This window comes from Sphingomonas sp. FW306-05-A (assembly GCF_058782275.1).
Genome location: NZ_JBYSXN010000002.1, coordinates 730,298 through 744,834, shown reverse-complemented (window position 1 = coordinate 744,834; position 14,537 = coordinate 730,298). Strand labels below are relative to the sequence as shown.

At 67.5% G+C, this 14,537-nt stretch carries 9 protein-coding genes; 2 read left to right on the top strand and 7 right to left on the bottom strand.

The window, feature by feature from the left end; all coding sequences use genetic code 11:
• Positions 1–20: 20 nt before the first annotated feature.
• The 7 genes from AC3WJR_RS12365 to AC3WJR_RS12335 form a co-directional block, all read right to left on the bottom strand.
• Positions 21–911, bottom strand: a complete 891-nt coding sequence (locus AC3WJR_RS12365; RefSeq protein WP_492725339.1) for a DMT family transporter — start codon at positions 909–911, stop codon at positions 21–23.
• Positions 912–1,011: 100 nt separating this feature from the next.
• A complete protein-coding gene (gene nagE / locus AC3WJR_RS12360; RefSeq protein ID WP_492725338.1) occupies positions 1,012–2,742 on the bottom strand; it encodes an N-acetylglucosamine-specific PTS transporter subunit IIBC in 1,731 nt (576 codons plus the stop codon).
• Positions 2,739–5,276, bottom strand: a complete 2,538-nt coding sequence (gene ptsP, locus AC3WJR_RS12355; RefSeq protein WP_492725337.1) for a phosphoenolpyruvate--protein phosphotransferase — start codon at positions 5,274–5,276, stop codon at positions 2,739–2,741. The genes nagE and ptsP overlap by 4 nt, the downstream gene beginning before the upstream one ends.
• A 40-nt stretch (positions 5,277–5,316) precedes the next feature.
• Positions 5,317–6,474, bottom strand: coding sequence for an N-acetylglucosamine-6-phosphate deacetylase (gene nagA / locus AC3WJR_RS12350; protein ID WP_492725336.1), 1,158 nt, complete (start codon positions 6,472–6,474; stop codon positions 5,317–5,319).
• Positions 6,471–7,523 carry an SIS domain-containing protein gene (locus AC3WJR_RS12345; protein ID WP_492725335.1) on the bottom strand — a complete coding sequence of 351 codons (1,053 nt, stop codon included), beginning with the start codon at positions 7,521–7,523 and terminating at the stop codon, positions 6,471–6,473. Before AC3WJR_RS12345 ends, nagA begins: the two co-directional genes overlap by 4 nt.
• Before the next feature lie 50 nt (positions 7,524–7,573).
• Entirely contained in the window at positions 7,574–8,305 is a 732-nt protein-coding gene (locus tag AC3WJR_RS12340; protein WP_492725334.1) for a copper homeostasis protein CutC, read from the bottom strand.
• Positions 8,306–8,349: 44 nt separating this feature from the next.
• Positions 8,350–9,357 carry a glycosylasparaginase gene (locus AC3WJR_RS12335; protein ID WP_492725333.1) on the bottom strand — a complete coding sequence of 336 codons (1,008 nt, stop codon included), beginning with the start codon at positions 9,355–9,357 and terminating at the stop codon, positions 8,350–8,352.
• A 203-nt stretch (positions 9,358–9,560) separates the two neighbouring features.
• Between AC3WJR_RS12335 and AC3WJR_RS12330 the strand changes: the two genes are divergently transcribed.
• Positions 9,561–12,629 (top strand): TonB-dependent receptor plug domain-containing protein, encoded by a 3,069-nt coding sequence (locus AC3WJR_RS12330; protein WP_492725332.1) that lies wholly within the window; start codon positions 9,561–9,563, stop codon positions 12,627–12,629.
• Positions 12,630–12,706: 77 nt separating this feature from the next.
• The gene (locus AC3WJR_RS12325; RefSeq protein ID WP_492725331.1) at positions 12,707–14,527 is read left to right on the top strand and encodes a DUF885 domain-containing protein; all 1,821 of its coding nucleotides are present in this window, start codon (positions 12,707–12,709) and stop codon (positions 14,525–14,527) included.
• The last annotated feature ends 10 nt before the right edge of the window (positions 14,528–14,537 follow it).

Here is a 14,537-nt window from a genome sequence, read left to right as displayed (position 1 = left end):
GAACGTCGCAAGCCCGACCCTTAGAAAAGGGAGGTGAGCAACACGCCAAGGATGATCGCGGTGCCTGCGACAATCTGCCGGGCGCTCACCGTCTCGCTGAAGAACCTGTGCCCGGCGATGGCGGCGATCGGCGCCTCGATAATGCCGAGCGCGCGGACGGGTGCAGCTGGCGAGAGCGCAAGCGCCACGAACCACCCGACCGACGCACAGGCGCCGCACAATCCGGCACCCAGCGACGGCCGCCAGGCGCGCAGCACGTTGGCAAGCGTCGCCGGGTCGCGCCACGCCAGGAACAGGACCATTGCCGCGGTCTGCATCGCCTGCACCACCGCGACGCAGACGATCGCTGCAAAGATCGGATGCTGCGCGTCAAGCGCGAGGGCGGCGTGTCGGAAAGCGTTGAGCGAAAAGCCGAAGAACACGCCCGACGCCAGACCGAACGCCGCCCCGGAAAGCGAGGCGCCAAACTGCCGGGGAGAAGGCCAGCTCAGCGCTGCAAGCCCGACCGTCGTGATTCCCACACCCAGCCACGCAATGCCGCTGATCCGATCGTCATAGATGACCAGCCCGAGCAGGGCCGCCAGCGGCAGCGAGCTTTGCTGGAGCGCCGTGCCGACCGCAAAGCCGGAACGATGCATTGCGTTCAACAGCGCGGCGGTGGCGAGAATCTGGCTTGCTGCCCCGACCGATGCCGAAAGCCAGAACGCGCCCGACCAATGAAGGTCGACATTCGGCACGAACAGCAACGCCACCAGCACAAAGACGACCGAAAAGGGAAGGCCGAACAGGAAGCGCACGAGGGTTGCGCCCCACGGGCCGGATGTCGTCATGACGCTGCGTTGCAGGGCATTGCGACCGACCTGGAAGGTCGCTGCCAACAGCGTCGCCGGTATCCAGATAGGGTTAGCCATGAAGTCGCCTACCTTGCGCGGCGATCGTCGTCGCCCCGTTTATGGTTGCCGGAAATAACGCGTGGTCGTGAGCGGACGCGCGGCGCGAGCGCGTTTGGCGTTACGCGCTTACCAGACGATTCAGCACCGCCTCGTCCCCGAGCAAGTGCAGCACGCCCGGCGCAGGCCGCGCCACGCCGTGGACCCCGAGCGCATCCAGCGCGGGAGCGTCGACGCGCGCGCCATCGCGGAGGGTGACGCGCAGGCGACCGTGATGCTGTGTGCTGTCCGCGATATTGTCCGTACCGCCCAACGCCGTTGCCAGCGCCGGGGCCAGGGTCAGCGCCGAGGCGGGGGCTTCCTCCACGACGGCGGGGGCGGCGACCGCGGCGACCGGTTCGGCAACCCCGGCGTCGATCGCATCGCGGATCTCGACCGCGACGATATCCGCGACCGGACCCAGCACCACTTGCAGCGCGGTGGCCGACGGGCGGATCATCCCGCGCGCGCCGAGCGCCTTGAGCGCCGCATCATCGACCAGCGCCTGATCGCGCACGACCAGCCGCAACCGCGTCGTGCACGCGCCGACCGAGGCGAGATTGCCTGCGCCGCCAAGCGCATCGGTAAACGCCTGACCGCGCCCGCCCGCTGCAACAGGAGCCGCCGCCAACGGCGTATCCGTCAGCGGCTCGCGCCCCGGCGTCTGCAAGTCGAGGCGTGCGATAAAGAAGCGGAACAGCCCGTAATAGAGCGCGAAATACACCGCGCCCACCGGCAGCAGCATCAGCGGCCGCGTCGCCTTGCCGAAGTTGAGGACGTAATCGAACAGCCCCGCCGAGAAGCCGAACCCCATCTTGACGCCGAGCACGTCCATCACCGCCATAGACAGGCCGGTCAGCACCGCGTGGATGCCGAACAGCACGGGGGCGAGGAACATGAAGCTGAACTCGATCGGCTCGGTCACGCCGGTCAGCATCGAGGTGAGCGCGAGGCTGAACAGCATCCCGCCGACCGCCTTGCGCCGCTCTGGCCTTGCGGCGTGATACATGGCGAGACAGGCGGCGGGCAGGCCGAACATCATCACCGGGAAGAACCCCGCCATGAAGCTTCCGGCGGTCGGGTCGCCCGCGAAGAAGCGCCGCAGATCGCCCGTCGTGCCGTGATAGTCGCCGACCACGAACCACGCGATGTTGTTGAGCAGATGGTGCAGCCCGGTGACGAGCAGCAGCCGGTTGAGCAGCCCGAACATGAATACGCCGGTCGCGCCCGCGCCGGTGGCGGCGAGGCTGATCGCGTCGATCCCTGCGCTGATCCCCTGGAACGCGAAGCCGATGATCGCGGCGAGTACCAGTCCGGCAAGCCCGCTGACGATCGGTACGAAGCGTCGCCCGCCGAAGAACGCCAGATACTCAGGCAGCTTCATCGCGGAGAAGCGGTTGTAGAAGAGACCGCCGACGAGCCCCGAGAGGATCCCGATCGGCACGTCGAGCCGCGCCATCACCTTCGCCTTCCACGCCGCGGTGGCGAGGTCGACCGCGGGGCCGGTGAAGCCCGTCAGTTCGGATGGGGGCACGACGAGCAAGGTCTTGCCCGCCTCGGTCGTCACCAGGAAACAGGTGACGCCTGCGAGACACGCCGCGCCATTGCCGTCGCGCGCGAAGCCGGTCGCGACGCCGAGCGCGAACAGCAGCCCGAGATGGTCGAAGATCGCCTGACCTGCCGCACCCATGAAGGGGATGCCGAGCAAATCGGGCTGGCCGAGCCGCAGCAGCAGCCCCGCGATCGGGAGCACCGCGATCGGCAACATCAACGCGCGACCGAGCGACTGGAGTCCGGCGAGGAGCGTCTTCATGCCGGGATCTCCCTGGAGGCAAAGCGGCGGGCAAGTGCACGGACTTCGGTGGCGGACGCGCAGGCCAGCGCTTCACGCGCGTGGTCGCGGCAGGCATCGAGCGAAACCTCGCGGACGCGCGCCTTGATCGTCGGCACGACGCCGGGGGCCGCGGACAATTCGGTGACGCCGAGCCCGAGCAGGATCGGCACCGCGAGCGGGTCCGACGCGAGGCTGCCGCAGACGCCGGTCCAGCGACCGCGCATCGCGCCGCCGCGGCAGGTCTGCTCGATCAGGCGGAGCACCGCGGGGTGCAGGCCGTCGAGCGCGCTTGCCACCGCCGGATTGGCGCGGTCCATTGCGAGCGTATATTGCGTCAGGTCGTTGGTGCCGATCGACAGGAAATCCGCCTCGCGCGCGAGCGTGTCCGCGGTGACCGCGGCGGCGGGGGTCTCGACCATGATGCCAAGTTCGATCGCGGCGGAAATCCCGAGTTCGTCGCGCAGCCGGTCGAGCACGAGGCGGACGCTGCGGACTTCCTCGACGCGCGAGATCATCGGCAGCATGATGCGGCACTGGCCGATCGGCTTGACCGCGAGGATCGCGCGCAGCTGATCCTCGAGCAAGCCGGTGTGCGCCAGTCCGACGCGGATGCCGCGCAGCCCGAGCGCCGGGTTTTCCTCGGCCGCCATCGCAAGATACGGCGCGGGTTTGTCCCCGCCGATGTCGAGCAGCCGCACGATCAACGGACGGCCTTCGAGCGCATCGGCGATCGTCTGATACTCATGATGCTGTTCGGCAACGGTCGGCGCAGTGTCGCGCTCGAGGAAGAGAAATTCGGTGCGGAGCAGACCGCAACCCTCGGCGCCGTTGGCGACCGCGGGGCCGGCTTCGGCGGCGGCACCGAGATTGGCGAACACTTCGATCCGGGTGCCGTCCGCAGTGTGGCAGGCGATCGCGGCCTGCGACAAAGCGTCGGCGCGTTTGCGTGCGGTGACGGCTTGTTCCACCTCCGCCTGCGCGAGCTGTTGCGTGTCGGGCGTAGGCAGGATCATCCCGTTGCTGGCGTCGAGCACGACGCGCGCACCGTCCGGGATCGCCAATGCGGCATCGCCGACCGCGACCAGCGTGGGCAGCGCCATCGACGCCGCGAGGATCGCGACATGCGACGTGGGACCACCGCGTGCGATGCACAGCCCTGCAAGACCGTCGGCGATCGCGATCAGGTCGGACGGCAGCAGGTCGTCGGCGACGAGGATCGTCCCGGCGGGATAGGCATGCCGGTCGTTCGTCACGCCGACCAGCTTTGCCAGCAGCCGTCGTTCGAGATCGAGCAGATCCCCCGCGCGTTCGGCAAGGCGGGCGTTGCCGCCCGAGCGCAGCGCATCGGCTTGCGCGCGGATCGCGCTGCGCCACGCATAGGCCGCGCTTTCGCCGCGCGCGATCCCGGCCTCGGTCGCGGCGTGGAGGTCGGGGTCGTCGAGCAACCCCTCGTGCGCGACGAGGATCTCGCGGGCAGCGCCCTTCTGGGTTGCGGATTGTTCGATGAGGTCGGCGCGGAGCGCGGCGCGTGCATCGCCGAACGCGGCCTGTTCGAGCGCGATGCCACGGCCTTCGCGCGGGACGTCGATGTCGCTGTTGCGGTGATGCTGCACGGGTCCGACCGCAAGCCCGGGGGCCGCGGGGACACCGCGGAGTGCGCCCGGCGGCAGGGGCGCGCTATCCGCCACGGCGGCGACGCGCGCAACGGGGGCGGGCGCTTCGGCGAGCCCGGTCGACAACAGCGTGACCAGCGCATCGACCGCGCCATCGGCATCGCCGCCGCGCGCGACAACCGCAATCTCGTCGCCGAGCGCGATGCCAAGCCCGAGCATGCCGGTAAGGCTGCGCGCGGAGGCGCTGCGTCCATCCTTCTCGATTGAGAGGGCGGCGCGGGTTTCGCGGGCAAGTGCTGCAATCCGGGCGGCGGGGCGGGCGTGAATGCCGTGGGGCAGATCGATGCGGAGCGTGCGTCGGACGATGGTGGGGTCGTCGTCATGGCGTCCGAATTCAAGTTCCGGCTCTTGCGGCTGCTGCTGCTTCTCTTGGGGCGGGGCCGTGCGGTGCAGGGTCATCAACGGGGCGCCGACGGTTATCGCGCCGGGGGGCGCGAACGCTGTGAGCGTGAAGCCCGTGGCATCGGTCAGCAGGATCGGCGTGACGACAGCGCGGGCCTCGCGCACGAGCAGATCGAGGTCGAAGCGGATCAGCGGATCGCCCGCGGCCACCTGGTCACCCACCGCGACCAGCGTGGTGAAACCCTTGCCGTCGAGCGCGACCGTATCGATCCCGAGATGGATCAGGATCTTCGCGCCGCTCTCCGTCTCGATCGTGACCGCATGGCGCGTCGCCTGCAGGCCGACGATCCGCCCGGCGCAGGGGGCATGGAGCGTATCGCCGGTCGGGTCGATCGCGATTCCGTCGCCCATCATCCGACCTGCGAACACCGGATCGGGCACCGCCTCGAGCGGCGTAACCCAACCTTCTAGGGGTGCGGCCAGGATGATCGGCGCCATGATGTCTCCTTAATAGGGGTGGGTAGGGGCGGTCGTGCGTTCAGGCCGGACCGGCGTCGTGCCGCGTGCCTTCGCTTCGGGTGCCGCCGATCGTCGTGGATACCGGGTGGAAGCCCGCGTCCAGCACGACCCAATCCGCGCGTTGCCCGACGGCGAGACTGCCGTGCGTTTGCGACAGGCCAAGGAAGGCAGCCGGATTGGTCGCCGCCATTGCCGCCGCTTGTTCGGGTGCAACGCCGAGCTTTGCGACGGTGTTACGGACCGCGCGCGCCATGTCGAGATCGGACCCCGCGAGCGTCCCGTCGGTGCCGACGCAGCGGCCACCCTCGACGAGGATCTGGCGGCCCTGGAGCACGAAATCCTTCACTGCCGCGTTCACGCAGGGCATCGCATCCGACACCAGCATCATCCGGTCGAGCGGACGCGCGCGGAGTGCGACACGAAGCACCGCATCGTCGACATGGAAGCCGTCGACGATCAACCCGCAATAGACGTGCTGGTCGTCCAGCGCAGCGCCGACCACGCCGGGCGCGCGGTGGACCAGCGGCGACATCGCGTTGAACAGATGCGTGACGCCGGTGATCCCGGCGGCGAAGCCATCGCGCGCCTGCGCATAGGTCGCGTCGCTATGCCCGAGGCTGACCAGCACGCCCGCGCGTGCGAGCGCCGAGATCCGGTCGAGCGCGGCGACTTCGGGGGCGAGCGTCACCATCACGCGGCCGCGGCGCGGCTTGAGCAGCACCTCCATCAGCGCGTCGTCGAGCGTCCCGAAATGCCTGGGGTCGTGGATGCCCTTGCGCGCGACGTTGATGACCGGCCCTTCGATATGCGCGCCGACCACGCCGGGCACCCCCGCCGCGATCGCGGCATCGGTCGCGTCGAGCGCGCGGGCGATCGCATCGGTCGAATCGCTGATGAGCGTGGGGAGATAGCTGGTCGTGCCATAGGGACGATGCGCGTCGCCGATCGCGGCGATGCCCGCGACGGTCAGTTCGTCGTTGAACAGCACGCCGCCGCCGCCGTTGACCTGCGTGTCGACGAACCCCGGCATCAGCCAGCCGCCATCGAGATCGACCGCATTCGCGCCGGCGCGACCGTCGAGCGAAACGATGCCGCCGTTCTCGACGTCGATCGTCACCGCCGGCTGCACGCCGTGCGCGGTGACGATATGGCCGTTCACGAAGCTGAGCGAAGTCATAATGTGCGGGTTACCTTGCTGAGGTGGCTTGGTGCGTCGGGATCGTAGCCACGCGCCCGCGATAGGGCATCCGCCATGCGGTAGAAACTCTGGATCATCAGGATCGGCTCGATCGCTGGATCCGCCTTTGCCGCAGGGACTGCGGTGGCGGAAGCGGTCGCACCGTCCGCCGCGGCATCGGCGAGGCAGACATGGGCACCGCGGCCCGCGAATTCGGCGGCGACCGCGCGTACGTCGTCTCCGACAGTGTCGGAGGTTGCGAAGGCGATGATCGGGAAGCTGTCACCGACGATCGCCATCGGACCGTGCCGGACTTCCGCCGAACTGAACGCCTCGGCATGGAGGCCGCAGGTTTCCTTGAGCTTGAGCGCGGCCTCCTGTGCAACCGCCAGGCCGAGCCCGCGGCCGATGACGAACAGGTTGTTCGCGTTCTGCAACGCGGTACCCACCGGCTGCCAGTCGAACGCCCAGGATCGACGGAGCAATTCGGGCAGGGCGGCAACCGCGGTGCCGAGCGATTCGTCCTGCGACCATTCGGCCACCAGCGCCGCGATGGCGGCGAGCGACGTGATGTAGGACTTGGTTGCGGCGACCGAGCGTTCGACGCCGGCCGAAAGCGCGATCAACGTGTCCGCCATCTCGGCGAGCGGGGAAGTGGTGTCGTTGACGATCGCGACGACATGCGCACCTGCCGTCTTCTGCGCAGTCACCGTGGCGAGCAGGTCGGGGCTGCGGCCGCTTTGCGAGATTGCGATGCACAGCGCGTTGCCGGGGGCGACGGGCGCGGCATAGACCGAGGCAACCGACGGCGCAGCGGACGCGACCAGGATGCCGATCCGCGTTTCGATCAGATATTTGGCATAGGTCGCCGCATGATCGGACGAGCCGCGGGCGCAGGTGACCACGACCGAGGGTGGCGACGCCCGCAGCGTCTCGCCAAGCTGCACGAACGCCGCAGCATTCGCCGCGAGCATGCGCTCGACCGCGGCATTCGCCTCTGCCGCCTCCTGATACATCAGCGTTGTTTTATCTGGATTGGTGTCGTGCATTGGCCCGTCCATTCAATATCCGACCGTTCTAGGTCACATATTGGTACTACTCAAGCGGTCAAATGGGTGATGCGCGCCAGGTCGTTCACGCGGATCGGATCGGTCATCCCGGCGTCTGGCCCGACGAACCCGAAGCGCCGCTCGGGCGACGCTTCGTCCACGGGGCGAACGCTTCGGCACGAGGCATGAAGCTCGCGGACCCCGGTGGCGAGGATGGCGGGGGCCGTCGCCGCGTTGACCCCGCTCCCGGCCAGGATGATGATCCGGCCGTCGGCACGGGCATGGAGCATCGCGAGCGTCTCCGCGCCATCGATCGCGCGCGGCATGCAGCCCGATGTCAGGATCCGGTCGAACCCGAGCGTGATGCTCGCCTCCAGCGCGTCGATTGGATTGGGGACCAGATCGAAGGCGCGATGCAGGGTGAGCGACACGGGCTTCCCACGCGCATCGCCAAGGGTGCGTGCAAGGTCGATCCAGCGCGCCAGCAGTGCCACGTCGAGCGTGCGGCGCTTGGTGCTTGCGCCGATCACGACGCCGGCGAGCCCCGCTTCGGCTGCGGTTCGGATATCGTCCGCGATCAGCGCCTGTTCGGCCGCATCATAGACGAACCCTCCCGCACTCGGCCGGGCGAGCAGGTGTACCGGAAGCGGTGCGGCGGCGGCGGCACGGATCAGCGACGCGGGCGGGGTCAGCCCGCCGACCGACAGCGCCGCGCATAGTTCGATCCGGTCCGCACCGCCCTCGACCGCTGCGTGCAGCCCGGCGACGGATTCGACGCACACCTCGAGCGCGGCGCCGGCGCGGCGCGTAAAGTCGGCGGGGGCGCTCAGGCCTTGAATAGTGATGCTCCCTTGTGGACCACGGTGCGCCCCGCCGTGTCGGTCACTGCATAGGTAAAGCCCGGCAACAGGCAGAACGCGCCGATGTTGCCGCGCGGATCGAGCGCGAGGAAGCCGACCTGGACGCCACGGATCTTGTCGCCGCGCAGATGCGCGATGTGCCGCACCGCTTCTTCGCACGCGGCTTGCGGGGATTTGCCCGCGCGCATCGACGCGACGACACGCGCGGTCCCTGCGATCCGCGTCACTTCCTCGCCGAGGCCGGTCGAGGTGGCGCCACCGACGCCGGCCTCGACATACAGGCCGCTGCCGACCTGCGGGGAGTCGCCGACGCGACCGCGCATCTTGAACGCCATGCCCGACGTCGTGCAGGCCCCCGCGAGCCGTCCGCTGCGATCGCGTGCGAGCAAACCGATCGTATCATGGTCGAGCGCGCCGCCCGGTGTCCGCGTGATGCGGTTCTCGCTATTGGCTTGCGGGCTATAGTTCGCGGTCTTGAGCCAGTCGCGCCACGCCTTCTCGGCTTCCGGGGTCAGCAGCGATTGTTGCGGGAACCCCTCGGCCTGGGCGAACCGCGTTGCGCCTTCGCCGACCAGCAGCGTGTGCGGGGTCTTTTCCATCACGCGGCGCGCGACCGAAATCGCGTGCATCGTGTTCTCGAGTGCTGCGACCGCGCCGACGTTGCCGGCGTCGTCCATGATCACCGCATCGAGCGTCACGTGACCGTCGCGATCGGGATAGCCGCTATAGCCGACCGAATGGTTGTTGGGGTCTGCCTCTGGCACCATCGCACCCGCCTCGACCGCGTCGATCAACGATCCGCCCTTGGTAAGTCGGGCGAAGGCGGCGTCGTTGGCCGCTGCGCCGAAATCCCAGGTCGACAGGATCAGCGCGTCCCCGGACGTCGCGGGCGTTGCGGCTGCAAGTCCCTTGGTCGCGACCAGCGCGCCGATCGCGCCGGTCGTCGCGGTGAGCAAGGTACGTCGACTTGTCATGGATTCCCCCGGTACCATTCGAATGGTGTAATCATGCCACACTGTAACGAAATGTCAAAAAAAGGATGGTAGCGGTATCGTATAGGTATTGACCAAATTCACGATTGGACGGAACCTTTAGTGGGGATCCGGTCTCGCAGGGGCGAGGCGGTCTGATTTGGGGGAAATCTATGTCGTTTCGTTATGCCGTTTCGCTGACTGCCATGAGTGCCGCCCTTGGGTGTGCTGCTCCGGCCTGGGCGCAGCAAGTCGACCCTGCCGTGGGTGCCGCAACGACCGCTGCGGCTGAGCCTGCGACGGATCCCGACGTCTCGACCGCCACCAAGGCAAATGTCCTTTCCGGTCAGCCTGTTTCGACCTCGAGCGATGGCGACATCATGGTGACCGGCACGCGGATCACGCGCCCGAACATCGCCTCCGCCGCGCCGATCACCTCGGTGACCGCGCAGGACATCAAGGCGCAGTCGCCGACCAATATCGAGGAAGTGCTCAACCGCCTCCCGCAGATCGCGCCGGACAGCCAGCAGAATTACCAGGACTCGGACGGTCGCCAGCGGATCAAGCTGCGCAGTCTCGGGTTCGAGCGCACGCTGGTGCTGATCGACGGCAAGCGCCTCGGCACGCAAAATGGACAGGATGCTGGTATCGTTCCGGTATCGCTGATCGAACGGGTCGACGTGCTGACCGGTGGTGCATCTTCGGTGTACGGGTCCGATGCCGTCGCGGGTGTCGTCAACTTCGTGATCAAGCCCGACTTCAAGGGCGTGCGGATCGACGGCAACTATAACTTCTACAACCACCAGAACCGCGCCAACGTCGTCACGCAGACGGCGCAGGCCAACGGCTTCCCGATCAACACGGGGCTGGTCAATGACGGCGGCCGCGCGGACATCACGCTGACCGCGGGCACGTCGCTGTTCGACGACCGGTTCAAGGTCTCGGGCTTCGTCAACTACAAGCATGCCGATCTGGTCGAATATGCCTCGCGCTCGACCTCGGCGTGCCAGTTGCTCCAGAGCGAGAAGGACGGGCCGCTCAGCTGCACGCTCTCGACCTATTCGCCCAGCGGCTACATCGCGCCGCAGTCCGGCGTGAATAGCGGCAAGGGCTTCGTCAACAACCCGGCGGGCGGTCGTACGTTCGTTCCCTATGGCGTCGGTGCTGGCAATGCCGCCAACCCGTATGACGGCTATTCCTATCAGCGCGCATTCGAGCGCGTGAATGCGGGCGGGTTCACCTCGTTCAAGATTTCGCCCGAACTCGAGCTTTATGGCTCGGCGCTGTGGTTCCGCGACAAGTCGACCAACCGCGTCCCGACCCGCGTCTTCGCGTTCAGCAATTACGGCTCGACCCCGTATCAGGTGAATTGCAACAACCCGTTCCTGTCGGCATCGCAGGCGACCGCGATCTGCGGTGCGGCGGCTGGCACCGGCGCAACCGCGCCGATCGACGTCCGCTATCGCTTCGACAATGCGCCGTATCTGCTTGATACCTACGTCAACACCGGCATCCGGGCGACCGGCGGTGTCCGCGGCAAGATCGGCGAAGCGTGGACCTATGACGTCGGCGGCGTCTATGCGCGCAACCAGCAGGACTGGATGCCCGCAACGCTGCCGAACTTCGGCCGGATCAACAATGCGCTCAACGTCGTCAACGTCAACGGGACGCCGACCTGCACTGCGACCGTCAACGGCACCGATCCCGCATGCGTTCCGTTCGATGCGTTCAGCGCCGGGAACAGCAACCAGTCGCTGGTCGACTACATCTACGGCGGGGTCGATCCCGAGAAGCAGCGGACCGTCGGCATCCTGTACGACCTGCAGGCGAACGTGACGGGTGACCTCGGCAAATACGGCATCGCGTCGCCGTTCGCCGAGGACGGCCTCGCCTTCGCAGCGGGGGTCGAATATCGCGAAGACCGGCAGTTCTCGGTCGCCAATGCCGCGTTCCGTGCAGATTACGGCGGGACCGATTCCGATCGCAGCCAGCATGTCTGGGAAGGCAACGTCGAGGTCCAGGCCCCGCTCGTCCAGCACAAGCCGTTCGCCGAACTCATCCAGGTCAACGGCGGCGTGCGTCTGTCCAAGTACAACATCAACCCGGACACGTTCACGACGTGGAAGGGCGAGGGGCTGTACTCGCCGGTGCGCGACATCGTGCTGCGCGCATCGTTCAACAAGGCGCAGCGCGCACCGACCGTGGTCGAGGCGTTCCAGGCGAGCAATATCAGCTATTCGCGCCAGGGCGGATCGCAGAACGACTTCTGCGCGCCGGTCGCACGGCAGGTTTCCGATCCCAACAATCCTGGGCGCACGATCACCACGACCGTGCCGCTTGCTTCACGTGAAGTGTGTCGCGCGACGGGTCTGAGCGACGCACAATATGGCAGCGCGTTGCTGCTGTGCCCGGACAGCCAGTGCACGGTACGCTCGGGCGGGTTCACCGCGGACCCCGAGACGGCCTATACCCAGACCTACGGGATCATCCTGAAGCCGCGCTTCGTGAAGGGGCTGGTCTTCTCGGTCGATCGGTATCGGATCAAGATCAACAACTCGCTCGGCTATAATGACGACAGCTATTATACCGATGGGTGCCTGCGCTCGAACGGCGATCCGTTCTTCTGCTCGGGGATCGTCCGCGCGGCGAACGGCACGCTGTATGCGCCGCTCAACTCTAACGCGACGAGCGGGTTCATCCGTTCGGGCACGACCAATTACTTCACGTCGATCGCGCGCGGTTGGGACTTCCAGTCGCAATATGCGCTTGGCCTCGGCACCGTCGGGCGGCTGGATTTCAGCTTCAACGGCTCGCTGACGACCTTTGCCGGTGGTCAGGATTCGCCGGTCCAGCCGCAGCGTAATTGCGCCGGGTATTTCGGCAACGGGTGCGGGCAGTTGCTGCCCGAGTGGAGCCATACGCTGCGCACGACCTATGTGACGCGTAACCAGCTGTTCAACGCATCGTTCAACTGGCGCTACGTGGGCTCGCTGACCAATGCGAACAATTCGGGGGATGCCGCGATCGGCGGCACGCCGGATCGTGCGCAGACGACCTTCGCGCGGATCGCGCCGGTCAGCTACTTCGATCTCGCGCTGACCTTCAACATCGCGAAGCGCTACAGCCTGCGGCTGATCTCGAACAACCTGCTCGACAAGGCACCGCCGATCCTGCCGAACTCGTACAACATCAGCCTCGCGCGCAGCAACACGATCCCGGCACGGTATGACAGCCTGGGCCGGAACATCGCGATTGGCTTCACCGCCAACTTCTGATGACGCCGGACACCGTCGGCGCCTAAGGGCGTCGTCGGTGGTTTGACCTGCGGGGTTGCAACCGGCATCTGTCGGGAATGACCACGCCCATGTTTTCTCGCCGCGATACGCTTGCCACATTCGCCGGAGGCGCGGCGCTTGCCGCCGCGCCTGCGATCGGTGCGACCGCTGCGCCCACCGCAGCGGCTTTGCTCGATCGGTTGGCGTGGGGATTGCTCGAAATCGATCCGGCGCAGGCGACCAGCCTCGGCGTCGACACGGGCGCGCATGCGGGATTGCGCAGGCGCCTGGATGATCGTTCCCCGGATGGCGTCGCGGCGCGCCAGCGATTCCTGTCGGATGCGCTGCGCGATCTGGCAAATGTGCCGCGGCAGGGGCTCGATGCCTCGCTCCTGACGAGCCTTGCAGTCACCGAAAGCGCGTTTCGTACTGCGCTCGACGGGATGGCGCTGCCGTATGGCGTCGCCACGATCGGCAACTGGCGCAATACGCCGTACGGCGTGATCCAGAATGTCGGGAGCTGGCTCGACGTACCGCAACTGCTCGACGGGAATCAGCCGGTGCGGACCGCCGCCGATGCGGAGGCGTATCTCGCGCGGCTCGTGGCGATGCCCGCGCAACTGGACGGCGAGACGGTCCGGATCCGGGCGGCGCGCGGCAAGGGACTGGTCCCGCCGTCGTTCCTGCTCGACAAGACGATCGCAGGGCTGACCCGCACGCGCGCGACGGTGGATGCCGCCGACGGCCCGCTGATCGGTCCGCTCGCGCGCAAGAGCGGTGCGATCCCGGGCGATTGGGTTGCGCGTGCCAGCGCGATCGCGAGGGAAGCGATCGGTCCGGCGCTCGACCGCCAGTTGGCCGAAATCCGCGCGCAGCGTGCTGTGGCGACCGATGCCGCGGGGCTGGGCACGCGGCCGCATGGCCCCGAATGGTATGCCTGGGGACTGCGCGCCGGCACGACGACGCGGCGCACGCCCGCTGATATCCATGCGCTCGGGCGGGCGCAGCTGATTGAGCTTCATGCGCAGATGGACGTGATCCTCAAGGACTTCGGTCTGACGCAGGGCTCGGTCGCGGAACGGTCGGCGCAGTTGCAGAAACGACCTGAGATCGCGTTTTCAAACGATGACGCCGGACGCGCGCAGATCGTCGCATACATGCAGGGCAAGATCGACGCGATCCGTCCGCGTCTGCCGCAGGCGTTCCGGTCGCTGGTCAAGGGGAACCTCGAGATCCGGCGGATGCCGCTGGCGGAGGAACCCGGCGCACCCGCGGCTTATGGTGGGCCGGGGTCGCTCGACGGGTCGATCCCGGGGAAAGTCTGGGTCAACCTGGGCGACCCGACGATCCACAACAAGGTCACCATCCCCGATCTGGTGTTCCACGAGGGGATCCCCGGCCATGTCTGGCAGGGGGAATATGCGCAGAAGCTGCCGCTGATCCGCTCGATCCTCGCGTTCAACGCCTATACCGAAGGCTGGGCGCTTTATGCCGAAACGCTCGCCGACGAGCTCGGGATGTATCGGGGCGATCCGGCAGGGCGGTTGGGGTATCTGATGGGGTTGTCGTGGCGCGCGGTGCGGCTGGTGCTCGACACGGGGATCCACGCGATGGGCTGGACGCGCGACCAGGCGCTGGCCGAATTCATCGCGGCGACGGGATTGCCGCGCAGCAACGCGGTCAGCGAAGTCGAACGCTATTGTGCGTGGCCGGGGCAGGCGTGCGGCTACATGCTCGGCCGGATCGAGATCGTCGCGCAACGCGATCGTGCCAAGGCGGCGCTCGGCGGACGGTTCGACTTGCGCGATTTCGATCAGGCGGTGGTCGATGGCGGGAACGTTCCGCTCGACGTGCTCGCGCAGAACGTCAGCCGGTATATCCAGGCGGCGAAGGCGTAGCCGCCGTCCT

Excerpts from the sequence above, each read along its gene's own strand:
- nagE (WP_492725338.1), bottom strand. The coding sequence starts at position 2,742 with ATGAAGACGCTCCTCGCCGGACTCCAGTCGCTCGGTCGCGCGTTGATG.
- AC3WJR_RS12335 (WP_492725333.1), bottom strand. The coding sequence starts at position 9,357 with ATGACAAGTCGACGTACCTTGCTCACCGCGACGACCGGCGCGATCGGC.
- AC3WJR_RS12365 (WP_492725339.1), bottom strand. The coding sequence starts at position 911 with ATGGCTAACCCTATCTGGATACCGGCGACGCTGTTGGCAGCGACCTTC.
- AC3WJR_RS12345 (WP_492725335.1), bottom strand. The coding sequence starts at position 7,523 with ATGCACGACACCAATCCAGATAAAACAACGCTGATGTATCAGGAGGCG.
- nagA (WP_492725336.1), bottom strand. The coding sequence starts at position 6,474 with ATGACTTCGCTCAGCTTCGTGAACGGCCATATCGTCACCGCGCACGGC.
- ptsP (WP_492725337.1), bottom strand. The coding sequence starts at position 5,276 with ATGGCGCCGATCATCCTGGCCGCACCCCTAGAAGGTTGGGTTACGCCG.
- AC3WJR_RS12330 (WP_492725332.1), top strand. The coding sequence starts at position 9,561 with ATGAGTGCCGCCCTTGGGTGTGCTGCTCCGGCCTGGGCGCAGCAAGTC.
- AC3WJR_RS12325 (WP_492725331.1), top strand. The coding sequence starts at position 12,707 with ATGACCACGCCCATGTTTTCTCGCCGCGATACGCTTGCCACATTCGCC.